This window comes from Sorangium sp. So ce281 (genome assembly GCF_051527395.1).
Lineage (GTDB): Bacteria > Myxococcota_A > Polyangia > Polyangiales > Polyangiaceae > Sorangium > Sorangium cellulosum_B.
Map to the genome: position 1 here is coordinate 10,364,731 of NZ_CP150322.1, position 18,466 is coordinate 10,383,196.

12 protein-coding genes and 1 tRNA gene are annotated in these 18,466 nt (G+C 73.7%); 10 read left to right on the plus strand and 3 right to left on the minus strand.

Annotated elements, in window-relative coordinates; translation table 11 throughout:
• Positions 1–87 precede the first annotated feature (87 nt).
• Positions 88–1,569: a serine/threonine protein kinase gene (locus tag WMF27_RS39600; RefSeq protein WP_437763712.1), complete on the plus strand. Its 1,482-nt coding sequence runs from the start codon at positions 88–90 to the stop codon at positions 1,567–1,569.
• A gap of 28 nt (positions 1,570–1,597) precedes the next feature.
• Here the strand turns inward: WMF27_RS39600 and WMF27_RS39605 are convergent, their stop codons facing one another.
• Positions 1,598–2,560: a PEGA domain-containing protein gene (locus WMF27_RS39605; protein ID WP_437763711.1), complete on the minus strand. Its 963-nt coding sequence runs from the start codon at positions 2,558–2,560 to the stop codon at positions 1,598–1,600.
• Between the two features lie 226 nt (positions 2,561–2,786).
• Here WMF27_RS39605 and WMF27_RS39610 point away from each other — a divergent pair, with 226 nt between their 5' ends.
• From WMF27_RS39610 to WMF27_RS39640, 7 genes are all read left to right on the plus strand, one after another.
• On the plus strand, positions 2,787–5,639 hold the full coding sequence (locus WMF27_RS39610) for a hypothetical protein (RefSeq protein WP_437763710.1): 2,853 nt from the start codon (positions 2,787–2,789) through the stop codon (positions 5,637–5,639).
• 372 nt (positions 5,640–6,011) lie between these two features.
• A complete protein-coding gene (locus WMF27_RS39615; RefSeq protein WP_437763709.1) occupies positions 6,012–6,317 on the plus strand; it encodes a hypothetical protein in 306 nt (101 codons plus the stop codon).
• Positions 6,314–7,666 (plus strand): hypothetical protein, encoded by a 1,353-nt coding sequence (locus WMF27_RS39620; protein WP_437763708.1) that lies wholly within the window; start codon positions 6,314–6,316, stop codon positions 7,664–7,666. Before WMF27_RS39615 ends, WMF27_RS39620 begins: the two co-directional genes overlap by 4 nt.
• A 307-nt stretch (positions 7,667–7,973) precedes the next feature.
• Positions 7,974–9,311 (plus strand): hypothetical protein, encoded by a 1,338-nt coding sequence (locus tag WMF27_RS39625; RefSeq protein WP_437763707.1) that lies wholly within the window; start codon positions 7,974–7,976, stop codon positions 9,309–9,311.
• 39 nt (positions 9,312–9,350) lie between these two features.
• Positions 9,351–9,424, plus strand: a tRNA-Gln gene (locus tag WMF27_RS39630).
• Positions 9,425–9,649: 225 nt separating this feature from the next.
• Positions 9,650–10,372, plus strand: a complete 723-nt coding sequence (locus tag WMF27_RS39635; protein WP_437763706.1) for a sigma-70 family RNA polymerase sigma factor — start codon at positions 9,650–9,652, stop codon at positions 10,370–10,372.
• Positions 10,369–10,806: a hypothetical protein gene (locus WMF27_RS39640; protein ID WP_437763705.1), complete on the plus strand. Its 438-nt coding sequence runs from the start codon at positions 10,369–10,371 to the stop codon at positions 10,804–10,806. The genes WMF27_RS39635 and WMF27_RS39640 overlap by 4 nt, the downstream gene beginning before the upstream one ends.
• Before the next feature lie 20 nt (positions 10,807–10,826).
• On the opposite strand, the gene WMF27_RS39645 is transcribed toward WMF27_RS39640, so the two are convergent.
• Both WMF27_RS39645 and WMF27_RS39650 read right to left on the minus strand, forming a co-directional pair.
• Positions 10,827–11,600: a Stp1/IreP family PP2C-type Ser/Thr phosphatase gene (locus tag WMF27_RS39645; protein ID WP_272102167.1), complete on the minus strand. Its 774-nt coding sequence runs from the start codon at positions 11,598–11,600 to the stop codon at positions 10,827–10,829.
• Positions 11,601–11,773: 173 nt separating this feature from the next.
• Positions 11,774–12,967: a S1C family serine protease gene (locus WMF27_RS39650; protein ID WP_437763704.1), complete on the minus strand. Its 1,194-nt coding sequence runs from the start codon at positions 12,965–12,967 to the stop codon at positions 11,774–11,776.
• Positions 12,968–13,230: 263 nt separating this feature from the next.
• On the opposite strand from WMF27_RS39650, the gene WMF27_RS39655 reads away from it, so the two are divergent.
• Together WMF27_RS39655 and WMF27_RS39660 are read left to right on the plus strand one after the other, a co-directional pair.
• On the plus strand, positions 13,231–13,809 hold the full coding sequence (locus WMF27_RS39655) for an RNA polymerase sigma factor (protein ID WP_437763703.1): 579 nt from the start codon (positions 13,231–13,233) through the stop codon (positions 13,807–13,809).
• Between the two features lie 5 nt (positions 13,810–13,814).
• Positions 13,815–18,389 (plus strand): VIT domain-containing protein, encoded by a 4,575-nt coding sequence (locus tag WMF27_RS39660; RefSeq protein ID WP_437763702.1) that lies wholly within the window; start codon positions 13,815–13,817, stop codon positions 18,387–18,389.
• Positions 18,390–18,466 lie beyond the last annotated feature (77 nt).

The following is an 18,466-nucleotide window of genomic DNA, read 5'->3' on the forward strand; positions in this document are numbered from 1 at the left end:
GGGCACTTAACAAACCTTCCGAGTAGCGTGAATCCTGCGCCGAACCTCCTGCCCAACACCCCGGCCGAGCTCGGGCCCGGGTCCGTGTTGGGTCGTTACGAGCTGCTGCTGCCGATCGCGGCAGGCGGCATGGCCATGGTGTGGGCGGCGCGGCTGAAGGGAACGCGCGGCTTCCAGAAGATCGTCGCAGTAAAGACGATGCTGCCGACGCTGTCCGAGGACGACCAGTTCGAGCGCATGTTCCTCTCGGAGGCGTCGCTCGCGTCCCAGATCCGGCACCCGAACGCCGTCGAGATCCTCGACCTCGGCGAGCAGGACGGCGTGCTGTTCCTGGCGATGGAGTGGATCGACGGCATTCCGCTCAACCACGTGATGAAGGTCGCGAAGCGGCAGAGCGGCATGCCGATCCCGATCGCGGTGCGCATCGTGGCGCAGGCCTGCGCCGGCCTGCACGCCGCGCACGAGCTCAAGGACAAGAGCGGCAAGCTCGTCGGCCTGGTGCACCGCGACATCTCCCCGCAGAACATCCTTGTCACGTACAACGGCCTGGCCAAGGTCGTGGACTTCGGCGTGGCCAAGGCCACCGCGCTCAACGACAGCACGACGCAGGCCGGGCAGCTCAAGGGCAAGGTGAGCTACATGGCGCCGGAGCAGGTGCGCGGCGACGCGATCGACCGGCGCGTCGACGTGTTCGCGATGGGCATCGTGCTCTATACGCTCACCACCGGCAAACACCCGTTCCGCAGGGAATCCGAGGGCGCGACGCTGTTCGCCATCTCGTCCACGGACCCGGTGGAGGCGCCGCACGAGTTCCAGGCCGACTACCCGGCGTCGCTCGAGGCCGTGCTGATGCGCGCGCTCGAAAAGGAGCGCGACGAGCGCTACGCCACGGCCAACGAGCTGATGCGAGCGCTCGACAAGGCGCTTCCGCCGAACCAGCGAGCCACCGACGAGGACGTCGCCAATTTCGTCCGCGAGCTGTTCGAGGACCAGCAGGAGCAAACGCGCGCGGCCCTCACCGAAGCGCTGGAGCGCGCCGACCGCAATCAGCTGAGCAACAACCGGGGCAGCTCCGACGTGACCGGCGCGGGCCCCTCGTCGGTGAGCGCCTTCAGGACCGTCGTCTTCCGCGGCGCGGCCCGAGACGTGGCCGGAATGAGCGCGCTCGACGACGAGATCCCGCCGTTCGCGCGCTCCAGGAGCCGCGCGCTGCCCGTCGTCGTGATCCTCGGTCTCCTCGCCGCCGGCGTGCTCGCCATGCTGCTCCGGAGCGCCGACGCGCCCGCCCCTCTTCCTTCCGTCGCCGCGCCCGCCGCCCCGGCGTCCGCCGCCCCGACGCCCGCGCCCTCCAAGGCGGAGGCGCCCCCTGCGACCGAGCCCGGCGCGCCCCCGGGCGAGACCTCTGCCTCGGTCTCGGCCAGCGCAGCGCCGACGCCGGCTCCGCCCCCGGTGTCACCCGCGCGCGCGGCGCCCCGCCGTCAGAACAAGCCCGCCGAGCCGAGCAAGCCGCCGAGCCCGGCGCCGGCCCCCACGACGCCCAAGTCGTGGAAGCACGATCCGGGGTTCTAGCACCCCGCTCTGGACGAACTCGGCTCCCTCAGAACGTGCCTGAGAGACTGGCGCCGATCTCGGATCCGCCCGCGATGGGCACGAGCTGGAGCGAGGTCTTCTCGGGCTGCTTTGGCTTCCTGTTCTGAAGAAGCAAGATCGCGGTCGCCGTGCCGAGCGCGGCGACGCCGACGCCGAGCGCGACCTGCGCGCCGTAGTGATAGAATTTGAGGTCGTCGTAGCGCGACTGCAGGGAGGGCGGGCACGACTTGCCGTCCGGGCCGCAGGCGTCTTCCAGATCCTGGAGCGCTCCCTGGCGGAGCCCGAACAGCACCCCGGCGCCGATCAGGCTCGCGGCGCCGACGCCCCCGATCACGTACGGCACCACCTTGGACGGCGGCCTCTCCCGCAAGGCGCCCGCCTGGATCAGCAGCTCTTGCGGCAATGCTTCGAGCGACACCTCGACGCGCGTCACCCCCTCCTCCTTCAGCTCCACCGTTTGTTGAAACGGCCTGTAATTCGGGGCCTTGGCGGTGAGCGCGTGAGGCCCGGGATCGAGCGGCACCTCGACGCCGATGGACGTCCCGCCGAGGGCGACGCCGTCGAGCGCAATGGCCGCGGAGGCCGCCCCTTTGCCGCGCACGATGACGAGCTTCGGGATCCGGGCGCGCAGCCGGCCGATCGACTGCTCGACCTCGGTCCGAAAATCGGGCCCCACGGTGTCGGCCTCCGCGAGCGCCAGCTCGTAGCCACCGAGCGCGGTCACGAGCCGCCCCAGGTTCTCCTCGCACACGGCGATGTGGAAGCGCACCTGAGGCGTCATCCGCACCTGGCCGACCTCGCGGAACTGCTGCAGGGCCGCGGCCCAGTTGCCCGCTTGCTCGAGCTCGGTCGCCTGCTGAAACTGCGCGCGGGCTTGCTTGAGCTCGTCGGTGTCCTGGGCGAGCGCGGGCGCCTCGAGCAGCAGCAGCAGCACCGCTGCGACGCGGAAAATTCGCGGAAAATTCCTCATGCGGCGCCTGCCATGGTGACTTGACGCCTCCGCTCCTGTCAACGTGGCGGCGCGGCCTTCGGCCACGCGCGTCAACGCGGCGGCGCGGCCTTCGGCCACGCACGACGCCGCACCGCGTCGTGGTCGGAGGTGCGCGCGCCGGCGGAGGTCCAACGCGCGGATCCTGACGCCGTCTTCTCGATTTCTGGCCGCGAAATCCGCCCGCGAATGGTACTTTTGTCGCTGGATGTCGACCCCTAGCTTTGGCTTTCTGCGTCGCTTCGCGCTGCTCCGCGCGTTCTCGGCCGCCGCGCTGACGGCGGGGATCTTCGCCGCCGCCGCCTCGTGCAGCGTGCCGGACTTCCAGTTCGCGTCGGTATCCGGCCCGCCGGCGCACTGTACGGACGACGTGCAGTCCGACGGCGAGACGGACCTGAACTGCGGCGGCGAGTGTGATCCATGCCCGCTCGACTCCGGCTGCGCCGCGAGCCGCGACTGCGCCGAGGGCGAGTGCATCGACGGCGTCTGCCAGGAAGCGGGCTGCATGAACGGCGCCCGCGACGGCTCGGAGTCGGACATCGATTGCGGCGGCAGCTGCGACAAGAAGTGCGCGACCGACAAGAAGTGCAACCGGGCCAGCGACTGCGAGAGCGGCGTGTGCCAGGACGGCCAATGCGTCGCGCCGACGTGCACCGACGGGGTGCCCAACGGCACCGAGAGCGACGTGGACTGCGGCGCCGACTGCGGGGGCTGCCAGGACGGCAAGAGCTGCCGCTCGAGCGTGGACTGCCTCAGCGACGATTGCATCGACGGGGTGTGCGGCCCCACCTGCTCGGACGGCTACGCCAACTGCGATCGCCAGACCGAGGGCGAATGCGAGGTGAACGTCCGCACCGACACGGACAACTGCGGCAGCTGCGGCCTGAAGTGCGCGCTGCCGAACGCGACCGCCGAGTGCCAGGGCGGCGCCTGCAAGGTCAAGGCGTGCGAAGCGCCCTACGCCGACTGCGACGGCAATCCCGAGAACGGCTGTGAGGTGAACACCTCGACGGACTCGAGCCACTGCGGCGGGTGCGACGAGCTGTGCCCGGCCGCAAACGGCGACGCGTATTGCGAGGCGTCGGAGTGCAAGGTCGAGTGCGACGCGGGCTTCACCGACTGCAACGGCCAGGTCGTCGACGGCTGTGAGAGGGCGACTACCCGTGACGTGTTGCACTGCGGCGGGTGCGGCATCGAGTGCGTGCCCGAGGCGGGCGGCAGGCCCTGGTGCCGCGACGGCGTTTGCGGCGAGACGATTTGCCCGGCCGGCAGGGGCGACTGCAACGGCGACCCCGAGGACAGCTGCGAGGTGAACCTGGCCGCCGATCCGGAGAACTGCGGCACGTGCGGCGGCCTGTGCACGGTCGCCAACGGCACCGGCAAGTGCACGGCCACCGGCTGCGCCATCGGCAGCTGCGAGCCGGGCTTCGCCGACTGCGACGGCAGCTACGACAACGGCTGCGAGACGAGCACGGACACGAGCCTCAGCCACTGCGGCGCCTGCGGCGAGACCTGCACCATCGCCGGCGGCACCCCCAAGTGCGAGGGCGGCGACTGCAAGGTGCGGACGTGCAACAGCGGGATGGGCGACTGCGACGGCAATCCGGACAACGGCTGCGAGACGAACGTCAACTCGAACCAGACCCACTGCGGCGCCTGCGCGGCCGCCGGCGGCGTCAACTGCAACACGATCTACGCGAACGCCACCGCGACCTGCCAGGGCGGCGCGTGCTCCTTCGCCGGCTGCAAGGCGGACTACGGCAACTGCAACAGCTCGCTGACCGACGGCTGCGAGGCCAACGTCAGGACCGACGAGGGGAACTGCGGCGCCTGCGGCACCCAGTGCAACATAATCCACACCACCAGCAACCTGTGCCTCGACGGCACCTGCAACCCGGTGTGCACGAGCGCGCAGTACGACGACTGCGGGGTACCGAGGAACGGCTGCAACATCGACCTGTGGGACGACGAGAGCAACTGCCTCGGCTGCAACCTCGTGTGCCAGAGCGGGGCCAGCGCCCACGTCACCAGCAATCAATGCAGCTCGTCGGGCTGCACCCCGGCGTGCAGCGGCCTGTGGCGCAACTGCGACGGCAACGGCATGAACGGCTGCGAGAAGGACGTCTCCGGCGACGTCAACGCCTGCGGCGCCTGCAACACCCAGTGCCTCCAGGCGCACGCGAGCGCCACCGCCTGCACGGCCGGCACCTGCGTGCCCACCTGCGACCCGGGCTGGAAGGCTTGCGGCGACCCCCGCGAGGGCTGCACGACCCAGCTCGGCACCGCCAGCAACTGCGGCGACTGCGGCCACGTGTGCTCGGGGACGAGGTCCATCTGCTCGAACGGCAACTGCGTCGTCTCGCCGGACATCGTCGTCGTCAACTCGGGCACGACCGGCACCCTGAGCACCATCGGGAATTCGGCGCCCATCATCAACGTGACCCACGCCCTGCAGACACCGCGGGACAACGATCGCATGGTCCTTGTCGGGATCGTCGCCTCCGAGAACTCGCTCGTGCCGGTGAGCGTCACCTACGACGGCACGCCGATGACGCTCTTCAACTCGCGGCAGGCCGACAACAACTCCGCCGCGCACATCTACTACCTCCTGGACAGCCAGCTTCCGGCCGCCACCGGCAACAAGCCCGTGGTGGTGCAGATGGCGAGCTCGAACACCTGGGGCGTGTACTTCGCCAACGTGGTGGAGCTGAAGGCCGTGCACCAGTCGAACCCGTTCGCGAGCGCCACCACGACCGGCATCCACACCAATGCGGCGGACTGCGGCGCCGGCGCCGTGCCCCGAGGGGTGACCACCACCTTCAGCGCGAGCGGCTCGTTCGTGTACACGGTGATGGCGGCGCGCGCCGCCAACACCGGCGCCACCATCAGCCCCACCGCGGCGACCTCCACCATGACCCGGCGCCTGACCGATCCGACGACCATGGTCGCGCTGGCCGGCTATCTCGTGGCCAACTCCAACACCACCATCTCCTGGACGGTGAGCGGCTGCTACAGCACCGCCGGCGTCGGCGTCGCCGTGCGGCGCGCCAGCGGCGGCTGAGCGCCTCGAGGCGCTACGCTCCTCCCGATGGTGGGGTCATTTGAACATCAAGGCGGGAAGAAAATCATCAATGATCTTCCCGACTTCCCGCCTTCATGGGACATCTCTCTGGGCAAATGCCCCCACCACCCGATGACCGGTACCACCTGAAGTCAAAACTATCACGGATACCCGAGCGCCCCCGACGCTCCCCTATGTATATGCCCAGTTGAAAACATTACCGCTCCGGTATCCTCCGGCGCTCACGAGAAATGAGCCACCTGCGCTCGTCAGAAATGGCCCGGACGGGCGGGCGGGCCCGATCGATGCCATGTAGCGCGCCCTCCAGCCGCTGTACCGTGCCGCGCGCGTGTGAGAGGATCGCTCTCGATCATGAAGAGGATCAAGCTCAAGCTCCACAGCGACGAGTACCACCTCAGCGCCGTCGGCTATCTGTTCGAGGACCCGGCGCCCACCGCGGATCCGGCGGGGGTGAGGCCGTTCTCGATCCGCAACACGGTCTTCTCCGAGTTCGATCTGGATCCCGGCAACTACGTGTTCCGCTTCAGGGTCCGGAACGGAATCGGCAAGTTCCAGATCTTCGCCTTCGATCCCAAGACGAACCAGAGCACCCGCGCCGACTACGACACGTCGAGCGGCGCCGACTGCCTCACGTTCCGTTTCACGGTGGCGCCGTGAGGGGCGCCCTGCTGCTCCAGCGCGCCGCGGCGCTGCTCTCGCTCACGCTGGCCGCGCCCGCGCTCGCCCAGGGCGCTGGGCAGCCGTCGGCTCCCGTGCCGCCGGGCGCAGCGCCCCCGGCGCCCGTCCCGCCGGCCGCCACCGCGCCCGGCGCCCCCACGGCGGCCAGCGCCCCCACGGCGGCCAGCGCCCCCACGGCGCCGGTCCCGTCTGCCGCGCCGAGCACACCCGCCGCGCCGGCGCCGGGCGCTGGCGCGGCCGTGGCGCCCGCGCAGCCGGGCCACGCGATTGCGCCGGTCGCCCCGGCCGCGTCGGGCGCTCCCATCGCCCCCATTGCGCCGCTCGCGCCTGCCGGGGGCGCGGCCATCTCGCCGGCCGCCACGGGCCGCGAGCTCGTCTACCTCGTTCCGGTCGGGGTCACGAGCAGCTCCGGGGGCGCGGCGCTCGCGCGGGCCGGCTTCGGCGTGCTGGCCGGGTTCGGTGAGGTGACGGATCCGACGGCATGGGATGTGAGCGCCGTGCTCGAGGCCGAGGTGGCGGCCGAGGACGGGCTGGCCACGCTGATCGGGTTCTCCGGCGCCGGCGACGCGGCCCAGACGCCCACCGGCACCCTGCGCCTGTCCGCCTCGTTCGCGCGGCTCGACTTCGAGGGGGAGGGCAGCTCGGCCTATCCCCCGCTGATCCTCTACGTCGGCGGCGCGATCGGCCGCACCCGGTTCAGCTACCTGGGTCCGGGCCCCGAGCGGCGCGACCAGAGCCTGCCGCCGACCTACGCGCCGCGCGAGCTCACCGCTGTCCCCTGGAGCGTCGGCGCGGCGGCGGTCTACGTCGGCGAGGGCGGGAAGAAGCTCGCGCCCACGCTCGAAGGGGAGATCAAGTTCGACTCGCGCTGGACCGCGTCGACGGACACGCTCGAGTGGTGCGAGCCCGCGGGCGACGTCGTCCACGGCGTGGATCCGGTCACCCAGTCCACCGCGTTCGTCCCTGCCACGCGCTGCAGGCAGGAGGTGCTCGGCGCGCCGGTGCAGAGCCAGGAGCTCACGATCACGGCGCACGCCGGGCTCGTCGACAAGGTGGCGAACGCCACGTTCCGCGCGGCGCTCGGCGCGAAGGTGGCGGTCGCGCTCAACGACGAGGCGCCCGCCGATGTCCGCCTCAGCCTCCGCGCCCCGGTCCACGTGACGCTGGCGCGCGCGCCGGTGGGGACGGAGTACCGCGGGCTCATCCGGCTGATGCCAGCGCTCAACGTGGTCCGTAGCTCGACCGGAGGGACGGACGTCAGCGGCACGCTCGAGATCGCCTTCCTCGGCCAGCGCGCGATGTTCGCCGACAACTACACCGACCTCTGACGTCGGGCCGCGACACGCTGCGCGGCCGCCTCGTCCGCGCAGCGTGCGTCGCCGCGCCCTCGCCCGCGCAGCGTGCGTCGCCGCGCCCTCGTCCGCGCAGCGTGCGTCGCCGCGTCCTCGCCCGCGCAGCGTGCGTCGCCGCGCCCTCGCCCGCGCAGCGTCGCCGCGCCCCCGGCCTGGGCGCCTGCCCCGCCCGGCACCTTTCTTGGCCCACCGCGCCAGCATCCGCTACCGACGCACGAGAGCAGCGGAGGTGCACCCGGAAGCAGCATCGGGTGGGCCGCCGCGGCTCGCTAGGGAGACAGCGATGGGCCCGAGCGCAGCGTACAAGGTGGAGGGGCTTGGCGACGGCGTGCCGGCGTCGGGCGGCGCGGAGCGGTGCGGGCAGGGGCAGCTGAGCAGCCTCTGCAGCGCCCCCACGATGCCGTTCACGTCGGACGCCGGCGCGGAGGAGGCACCGGCGGAGTCGAAGCCCTGGTGCATCGACCGCGGCGACTTTCTCGAGGCGATGAGCACGGTCGCGCTCTGGCGCGCGCTGGAGCTGGGGGAGCTCCCCCACAGCACGCGCGTCTGGCGCGAAGGCCTCGAGTGCTGGACGCCTGCCGGCGACGTGAAGGCGCTCGGCTGGACGATTTCCCAGCCGCCCCCGCGCGACGAGGCGCCCGCGCTCTCCGCCGCGGGCGAGGCGCCTGAGTCCACCGGCCCGCTCAGCTTCGCGCTGACGCCGGACGACCTCAGCTCCGTCGCGCCCCGCTTCCACCAGGGCTCCCCCGCGAAGGCGCGCGGCGAGCGCGCCGAGGCCTTCACCCTCGGCCGGTTCCCGCTGGCCGAGGCCGTGCTGCGGCAGGACCGCCCCTCGCAGCCGATTTCTCTTGATATTCCGTCCTGTTTCCCCGCGGCCCCCTCGTCCCCGCCCGACACGCTCCCGAGCGCCGTGGCGCCGAGGCCCGGCGCCGCGAAGCCCGGGCTCGGGCCGGCGCGTGGCGCGCGCGACGCGGATCAGACGCCGCGCGGGCGCGTGTCGGGCACCTGGTCGCGGCTCGCGCGGCGCGCCCGCGTCTCTCGCGGCGCCGCCGGAGCGGCCGCGGGCAGCGCGGCGCTCGTGCTCGTGCTGGGCCTCTCGGTGCTGAGCGTGGTCGCCCCTGCGGCCTCGCAGGCGAGGCCTGCGGCCGCGCCGGCGGCGCACCTCGGCGTGGCCCAGGGCGTCGCGGCCACCGCCGCGCAGGTCGCCCTGCCTGCCCCGGAGCTCGCCGCGAGCGCCGGCGCTGCGGCGCTCGCCGCGGCGGCCCCGGCGCGCGACGGCGCTGCGGCGCTCGCCGCGGCGGCCCCGGCGCGCGCCGGCGCTGCGGCGCTCGCCGCGGCGGCCCCGGCGCGCGACGGCGCTGCGGCCGACGCGACCTCGGCGCGCGAGGAAGCGGCCGCGACCCCGGGCGACGACACCGGCGCGCCCGCGCTGCCGCTCCACCGGGCGGAGAAGGCCTCGGTGTCCGGCGCGAAGCCGGCGCCGGCGGGTCGCCGCGAGCGCGGGCAGTTCCGCCTGAGGCGAGGCCGATCCGAGGCGGACGCCACGCGCGGCATCAGCCATCCGGCCCGCAGAGCCGACTCATGGACCGGGACGGGTGCCATCCTGCGCGACTCGCGCTAAGGTGCGCGCCGCGCGGCGGTCGGCTCCGTCCCGCAGCACTCCGGCGTCGTTCAAGGGCAGGACGGGGGACTTTGAATCCCCTAATCGTGGTTCGAATCCACGCGCCGGAACCATCGAGCCCTCACGCCCTCTGAGGGGGGTCATGGCGGCCGATCTTCATCGCGTGGGCGAGAGCGCCTCGGGCGAGGTCGCGCCGCCTCGCGGGTGCGTCCTGCGCCGTCACCTGCTCGCTATTGTCTGGCGCGGTCGAGCCGGGGTTGTTTACCGTGGTCTCACCGAGGGCTCTGCGCCTGCCGCGGGGCGTGCGCGAGCCCCTGGCTCCTGGAGGACCGGACGGCGTGGCGAGCGATGAAGGGGCCCGCGGACGCGGAGCCCCTACCCATGTAGATACGGACCGCGGAGGCGGCTCTCCGCCCCCTGCGGGCGCTGAGCTCGGGCGCGCGTCGTCGGCGCCGCTCGAGGCGGGCGAGGCGCAGTTCATCGCGCGGCTCGTCGCGCGCGACGAGAGCGCGTTCAACGAGCTCGTGATCATGTACGAGCGCCGCGTGTTCGCGCTCGTCTACCGCATGCTCGGCCGGCGTGACGAGGCCGAGGACGTGTCCCAGGAAGTCTTCGTGCAGGTCTTCAAGGCGATCGATCAGTTCCGCGGCGAATCGAAGCTCTCGACGTGGATCTATCGGATCGCCGTGAATCTCTGCAAAAACCGGACGAAGTACCTCTCGCGGCGGCACGCCGACGCCCAGGACGACGTCGATGCCATGGCCGAGCGGGTGCCGCTGTCCGCGGCCAAGGGCGTGAGCGTCGGCGACGTGAGCCGCCCCGACGAGCTGGTGGAGGGGATGCAGCTCGAGGCGGTCGTGAAGCGCGCCATCGGGCAGCTCGATCCCGAGTTCCGGGAGGCGCTCATCCTTCGCGACGTGGAGGACATGTCGTACGAAGAGATCGCCTCGGTCACGGGTTTGCCGGACGGGACGGTGAAGAGCCGGATCCATCGCGCGCGCGGCCAGCTCCGCGCGCTGGTCGAGAAGATGATGGGCGAGAAGGTGAGGGGCGGGAAATGAGCGGAGCGGACGACCCGAAGCGCACGGGGCGAGCCGATGAGCCGGCCGCTTCGGACGCGGAGAGCGGCAGCCGTCCCCCGGCGCCCCCCGTGGAGCGCCCGCCCGCCGCGCCCCTGCGCGACCTGCCCGAGGACGGCGACCTGCCCGAGGACGGCGATCTCCCCGAGGACGGCGACTTGCCGCTCGTCGACGAGCTGGATCTGCGCGAGCTGGTCCGGGGGGCGATGCGTCCGCCGCCAGCGGCGCCGCCGAGCCTTCTCCGCGGCGTGCAGCGCCGGATCCGGGTGCGCTCGCGGGGGAAGTTCTACGGCGACGGCTGGAGCACCGCGCGTTCGCCGCGCTCGACCTACCTGATGACGAGCCTCTTCATGCTCGCGCTCATCGCCTTCGTCTTCCTGGTCCTCATCCCCTGGAGCGGCGGCGCCCTGCCCTGATCACCGTCGCCGAGCGGCGGTCACTGGGTCCAACGAACGAGGACGCACGTGACGTTGTCGGGCCCGCCGTTCTCGTTGGCGCGCTCGATCATCTTGGCGGTCGCGACCTGGATGTCCTGATGCTCCGTCAGGATCTGGGTCATCTCCAGATCGCTCACCGGCCCGGAGAGCCCGTCGGAGCAGAGGATGTACGTGTCGTTCAGCTGCGGCACCTCGAAGCGGGTGTCGACCTTGACCGTGTCCTTCATCCCGAGCGCGCGCACGATCACGTTCTTGTGCGGGAAATTCGCGATCTCCTCGGGCGTGAGCCGCTTCATCTTGATGTAGTCGTTGAGGAGCGAGTGGTCCTCGGTGAGCATCTCGAGCCGGCCCTCGCGGAAGCGGTAGACCCGGCTGTCGCCGACGTGGGCGACGTACACGCCGTCGTTCGCCGTGAAGATGCCGACGAACGTCGTCCCCATGCCCCGCTTCTTCGCCTCTCGCTGCGCGGTCTCGTAGATCCGCAGGTTGGCGAGCTTGATCCCCGTGATCAGCCGGTTCTCTTCGTAGCCCTTGGACCGGTCCATCTTGTAGGGCCAGGTCCGCTCCGGGTCGTCCTGCGTCTGGGCGAAGAAGTCCTGCATCGCGTCGACCGCCATCTTCGACGCGACCTCGCCCGACGCATGCCCCCCCATTCCATCGGCGACCATGAAGAGGCCGTACTCCACCATGATGCCGAAGTTGTCCTCGTTGTGGTTGCGCTTGCGCCCGACGTTCGTCTCGCCGGCCACTTCGATTCGAAACGTTTGGGACACGGATCACCCGATCGATGGCCCCGCGCGAGGCGCGGGGTTGAATGAGAACCGCGAGCGCGCCCGTCCGAGCCGCTCGAGCCCGATCCTGGAGGTTCGGTCGACGGGGTGTCAACCGGGTCGGGCCCGAGCGCCGAGCTTATAGAATCCGCGCGCGGCCCCGCATCATTTTTTGCTTACTTGCGGTACTCCTCGGTCGACTTGCCGCTTGAGCTCGGCGGCGGGAGCTCGGCCTCCGGCCGCTTCGCCGCGGCGGCCGACGGCTCCGGCGCAGCGCGGAGCACGACCGTGACCTGCCGGTACTTCCCGCGGCTCAGCAAGGTGAGCGGGACCTTCTCGCCGACCGCGTGCGTCCGGATCGCGTCGGAGAGCGCCTCGGGGCTGGTGACGGGCACGCCGTCGACGGCGAGGATCATGTCGCTCTCCGCGCGATCGCCGCCCGTCAAGCGGGCCTCGTCCGCAGGGCTCTCGGGGTGCACCACGGTGACCCGGACCCCCTTCGCGACCGGCGCCGCCTCGCTCACGCCCTGGATCCCGAGCCACGCCGCGGGCGGCACGGCCGTCGGCGGCACCGCGCGAAGGAACGCCCTGATCGCGCTGATCGGCACGCCGAACGCGACGGGCGTGCAGGGCTTGCCCTCGTTCGGGACGCAGCCGCGGCCCAGGATCGCGACAACGCGGCCGTCCTCGTCGATGATGGGCGCGCCCAGATCGAGCGGCGAGACGCGCGAGCCGAGCTCGATCGCGCGCTCGAGCGGCCGGTCGTCGCCGCCGATCAGCGTCCGGTGCGATCGCAGCACGAGCGAGGTCGCCGCGACCTTGCCGCGCGCCGCCGAGAACGAGCGGATCTGCGCGTCCGGCCGCACCGGATCGCGCGACGAGGCGGTGAGCCCCTCGGCCCACTTGCCGGTCTGCGGCACGAGCAGCGCGAGATCCCACACGCGGTCGTGGTGGCCGAGCTTCACCCGCACGGTGGTCCCGTCGGCGAGGCGCGCCGTGAGGTCGTTGCCCGCGCCGAGCGGCGAGAGCGCCGTCAGGATGCGCCCGTCGCCGGCGAGCGCCGCGCCGAGGCCGAGGACCTGCCCGCCGCGCTCGATGACCACCACGCCGCGCGCGGCGCGCTCCTCCACCGGCGGCTCCGCCTTGTCCTTCTCGGCCAGGCCCCCCCTCGGCTCGGCGGCGGCCGCCTTCTTCTCCTTCCCGCCCGCGCTGGCCCGGGTCGGGAGCACCACCCGCTTGCCGGCCGGCGGGGCTTCACCCTCCCCCTGCGCCTCGCCCGGCGCGCCCTGCGCGAGCGCCGCGGGGGCGGCGAGCGCTGCGGCGGCGGACACGGCAGCGGCGAGCGCCAGCGACCGTCTCCATCGCTTCACACGCGACCTGTCAACGGGATCGCTCGGCGCCGCGCCTCGGGGCGCGGCGGCCTTTGTGACACCAGGCGGGCTTGTCTCGTTCATAAGCGCGGCTCCTGAGGCAACGGCCGATTCTGCTGCGGCGGGGATCGCATTGCAAAAGGCAAAGGCCGGACCGCGCTGTACCGTGGGATCGGGCACCGGAGTCCGCCGGGGGCGGGGGGCGAAAAAAATCCGGTCACGAACTCGGGGGACGGGGGCACATGGCCGGCGATGAGGCAGCGATGGCAGCTGGGTTAGCGCTCGTTGGGTCGGAGGGCGACACGCGGGCCGACGAGGCGCGCGCGATCGAGGGGCTGATCGGGGCAGGCGACTTCCGGGAAGCGCTGTCGCGGTGTGCGAAGGCCTACGCCATGCCGCTGGGCCGGCTGTGCATGGCGTTCACGGGGTCGCAGGCCGAGAGCGAGGAGCTGGTGCAGGAGACGCTGCTCGCGGCGTTCGATGCGTTCCCGCAGTACCGCGCGGAGGGGAGCGTGCGGGCCTGGCTCTTCGGGATCGCGCGGCGCCTCTGCGGGCGGCACACGGAGCTCAGGGCGCGGCGCGAGGCGCGGCTGCGCCTCGTCCACGACACCCGGCCGCGGCCCGACGCGAGCGAGCTCGCCGCGGAGCGCGAGCGGGCCGAGCGCGCCCGCGCCGCGCTCTCGCGGCTCAAGCCGAGCGAGCGCGAGGCGGTGGTGCTGCGCTTCGAGGCGGGCCTCTCCTTCAAGGAGGTGGCCATCGCGTGCGGGATCGACGAGGCGGCGGCGCGGAAGCGGGTGAGCCGCGCGCTTTCGCGGCTCAGGGCCGAGCTGGGCGAGGAGTGAGGGCGATGGGCGCGACAGAGACGGGTTCGGTTGGGCTTTGCGGCGAGGTCGAGGAGCAGCTCGCGGAGGTGCTCGACGGGACGGCGCGGCCGGCGCTGTACGAGCACATCGCCGGCTGCGACGCGTGCCGCGATCTCCGCCACGACGCGGCGCGCGCCGCGGAGGTGGCCGCGGCGGCCGGCGCGGACTTCCGGCCGGCAGACGGATTCGCGGACGCGCTGCTCCGGCGGATCGAGGCGGCGCGCCCCTCGGAGGGCGCGACGAGCGGCGCGGTCCTGAAGGTGGCGGCCGAGGAGCAACACGGCGCCGCTGGCGCGGGATCCGGCGTGACCGAGCAGCGATCGGACATCGACGAAGGGCGATCGGACACCGCTGAAGCGCGATCCGACATCGCCGAAGGGCGATCCGACACGGCCGACGTCCGATCCGGCGCCACCGAAGAGCGTTCCCCTGCGCCCAGGCCGCGTTCCGACACGTCCGGAGCGCGATCCGGCGCAGCCGAGGCGCGCACGGGCGGACCGCGCTCCACGATGCCGGAGCGAACCGCGCCGGCGGCGCGCCGCGCGGCCTTCGGGCGGCGCTCGGCCTTCGCCGCCGCCGCCCTGGCCGCGGCGGCGGCGGTAGCGGCCGGGGTCGCCCTGCGGCGCGGCGGCGAAACGACGGCGGCGTCCGTCGCCGCGGCGGCCGGGGCGCCGTGGTCCGGCAAGGTCGCCTCGGTGTCGCGCGCGTCGGCCGACAAGTCGGGCGGCCTCGAGGCGTGCGACGCCGCGGGCGCCTGCGCGCCGCTCGCCGCGGGCGCCCCGCTCCCGGAGGGCGCGACCCTGCGCACCGACGCGCGGACGCGCGCCCACCTGTCGCTCGCGGACGGCTCCGCGCTCGCCATCGACCGCGGCTCCCGCGTGTGGATCGCCGGCGACGGCCGCCGCGCGCGCGTCGACGAGGGCGCCGTCGTCCTCGACGCCACCCCGGCCCCCGGCGCGCCGCCCGCGCGCATCGAGGTGCCGCACGGCCAGATCGAGGTGCTCGGGACCAAGCTCGCGATCACCGCGGGCGCCGCGCGCGCCTCGGTCGAGGTGGCCCGCGGCGCCGTGCGCGTCACCGGCGAGCGCGGCGAGCCCGTCGAGGTGCGCGCCGGCGAGGAGGCGACGCTCGCGAAGGGCGCCGCGCCCGAGGTCGCGAGCGCGACGTCGCTCGCCGACACGCTCGAGTGGAGCGACCGCTCCGCCGAGGAGGCCGACGCCCCGGCGCTCCGCGGCCTCGGCGAGCTCAGGGCGCGCAAGCCTGGCGCGACGCAGGAGAAGGAGCGGGCCGTCCGGCTCGCCAGGCACGCCGTCAAGGTGCGGATCGTCGACGTCGTCGCCAGGACGGAGATCGACGAGACGTTCGCCAACGACACCGACGAGGAGCTCGAGGGCATCTTCCGGTTCCCGCTCCCGCCGGGCGCGCAGATCGAGCGGCTCGCGCTCGAGGTGGACGGCAAGCTCGTCGAGGGCGCGTTCGTCGATCGCGATCGCGGGGCCGCGATCTGGCGCGGCGTCCTCCAGAACGCCGCCCCCAAGGCGCCCAAGCCGCGCGAGGAGATCATCTGGGTCCCCGGCCCGTGGCGCGACCCCGCGCTGCTCGAGTGGCAGCGGGGCGGCCGGTTCGAGCTGCGCATCTTCCCCATCCCGAAGCGCGGCTCGCGGCGCGTCGTGCTCACCTACACGCAGCTCGTCGAGCAGGCCGGCGGCGTCCGGCGCTTCACCTACCCGCTCGCGCACGACCAGAGCGGCACGACGAACATCGGCGACTTCTCGCTCGACGTGCAGGTGCTCGGCCACGACCGGGAGTTCGGCGTCGCGACGCGCGGCTACGAGCTCGCCGCCGCGCCCGCGGACGGCGCGGCCGACCGCCGCACGCTGGAGGCCCGCGGGTTCACGCCGGCCGGCGACCTCACGGTCGAGTACGCGCTCCCCGATCGCGACCGGCCCGTCACCGCCTGGGCGTACCGGATGCCCCCCGCCCCGGCGCAGGCCACGCCACCCGCGGCGCCGCGGGTGGACAGCGCGCGGCGCGGCGCGGCCGGCGCGCCGAAGCGCGACGGCGCGGAGCACGAGGCCTCCCTCGCCGCGGCGCAGGCCATCGCGAGCGACACGTCGCCGTACGTCGCGATCGCGATCCGGCCCCGGCTCCCGCGGTGGCAGGAGTCGACCTCGCGGCGCCACGCGATCGTCGTCGACTCGAGCCGATCCATGGTCGGCGAGCGGTTCGCGCGCGCGACGCGGCTCGCCTCGTCGCTCGTCCGCGAGATGGACCGGCGCGACGAGGTCGTCGTGCTCGCGTGCGACACCCTCTGCCGCTCGCTCGGCGACGCCGGCCAGGGCGGCGCCGCGCGCCCCATGGCCCCCGGCGCCGCCTCGGCGGGCGAGGTCGAGCGCTTCCTCGGCGGCATCGAGCCCGACGGCGGCAGCGATCTCGCCGCGGCGATGATCGCGGCGCGCGCGGCCGCCGGCCCGCTCGTCGGCAAGGAGCTCCGGATCATCTACCTCGGCGACGGCACGCCCTCGGTCGGCCCGACGCGCCCCGCCCACATCGAGGCCGCGGCGCGCGGCGCGGTCCCCGCGGACGGCGCCGCCGCGGTGGTCGCGGTCGCGCTCGGGAGCGACGCGGACACCACGTCGCTCAGGGCGCTCGCGCGGGGCGGCGGCGGGGTGATGGTCCCCTACGTGCCCGGCCAGAAGGTCGCGAGCGCGGCGCAGTCGGTCCTCGGCGCGGCGTACGGCCTCGCGCTGCGCGATCCCGAGATCGAGCTCCCGCCCGGCCTGACCCAGGTCACGCCGGCGCGGCTCGACCCGATCCGCGCCGGCGGTGAGGCGCTCGTCGTGGCCCGGATGAGCTCCGGGGCCGACGTCACCGGCGCGATCCGCCTCCGCGGCCGCGTCTCGGGCGAGCGCTTCGAGCAGACCTACCCCGTCAACATCGTCGCCGCGACCGGCGCGGGCAACGCCTTCGTCCCGCGCCTCTACGCCGCGGCGAAGATCGCGGAGCTCGAGGAGACCGGCGGCGACGCGCAGAAGCCCGCCATCATCGAGCTGTCGCGGCGCTTCTCGGTGGCGAGCCGGTTCACCTCGCTGCTCGTCCTGGAGAGCGAGGCGATGTTCAAGGCGTTCGGCCTCGAGCGAGACGGCATCACCTCCGCCTTCACGGGCGAGGAGCAGGCCGAGCGCGTGAGCGCGAGCGCCGAGGGGGAGGCGCCCGGCAACGCGGCGGACGAGGGCGCCGAGGAGAAGGGCGACGCGCTCGGGGGCCTCGGCCTGTCGGGCAGCGGCAGGGGCGGCGGCGGCTCCGGCTGGCCGGACGCCGCGTCGGCCGCGAAGGCGGAGTCTCGCACGTCGGCCGGCGCCCGCCCGGCGTCGCCCGCCAAGCGACGACTCCAAGAGCTCGATCCCCTCTCGGGCTCGCTCGACGACATGCCTGCGCCGGCGCCGACGGCCGCCGCGCCCGCGGAGCCGAAGCCGGCGCCCCCGCTGGACGAGCGCGCCCGGAGATCGCGCGACGACGGCCTCGTCGCCGCCGAGCAGTGGTCGCGCCCGCCGCCGTCGCGGCGGATGATCCCGATGCGCCGGGTGTTCGATCGCAAGGTGAGCTTCGACGCGACGAACACGCTCGCGCCAGAGAGCGCCGCGAAGACCGCGGCCGCCGAGGCGGCGCTCGCGGCGGCCCCGGACAGCCGCGACAGGACGGCGGGCCTCTACGCGCTCTACGCCACGACCGGCCGCCTCGGCGAGGCCCAGGAGCTGACCGCGCGCTGGAGCGGGCGCGACGCGCTCGATCCCGACGCGCTCATCGCCCGCGCCGACCTCGCGGCGCGGCAGGGCCAGCGCGACCGCGCCGCGCGCATCCTCGGCGGCCTCGCCGACGTGCGCCCCGGCGACCGGGCCACCCAGGCGCGGCTCGCCGAGCTCTGGGACGCCGCGGGCCGGCCCGCGTTCGCGTGCCAGCACCGGGTGGCGCTCGCCGACCTCGCGCCCGCCGACGCGAAGCTCGTCGCCGCCGCGATCCGGTGCGCCGGCGAGGGCGGCATGAGCGAGCTCGCGAGCCAGCTCCGCCTCGACGCGACCTCCGCGATCCGCGCGGAGATCGACCGGCGGCTCGCGCAGCCGGACGCGGCGCCGGCCGCCGACCTGCCCGGCGACGTGCGGCTCAGCGCCGAGTGGACCGGCGGGGCCGACCTCGACCTCTCCCTCATCGACGCGCAGGGGCGGCGCGTCTCGTGGATGGGCGCGACCCTTCCGTCGGTGGGTGTGCGCTCGCGCGACGCGACGAGCACGCGCTCGGAGTCCCTCGCGCTGCGGAGCCTCCCCAAGGGGAGCTACGTCGTCGAGATCGCGCGCGCGTCGGCCGAGGAGGGCGCCGGCGCCTCGAGCCCCGGGGCCAGCGCGCCGGGCCCGGTCCGCGGCGAGCTGACCCTGCGCCTCGCGGGAGAGACCCGCAAGGTGCCCTTCACGCTCGACGGCGCGCGCCTCGAGCTCGGCACGGTGCGCGTCTTCTTCACCTCCCGCCTGGTGCCGGTCGACGGCCTGACGGCCAGGCCGTTCTGACGAAGCTGGCGGAACTACCGAAACTGGCGAAACTGGCGGAACTGGCGGAACTGGCGGGGCCGACGAAGACGAACCTG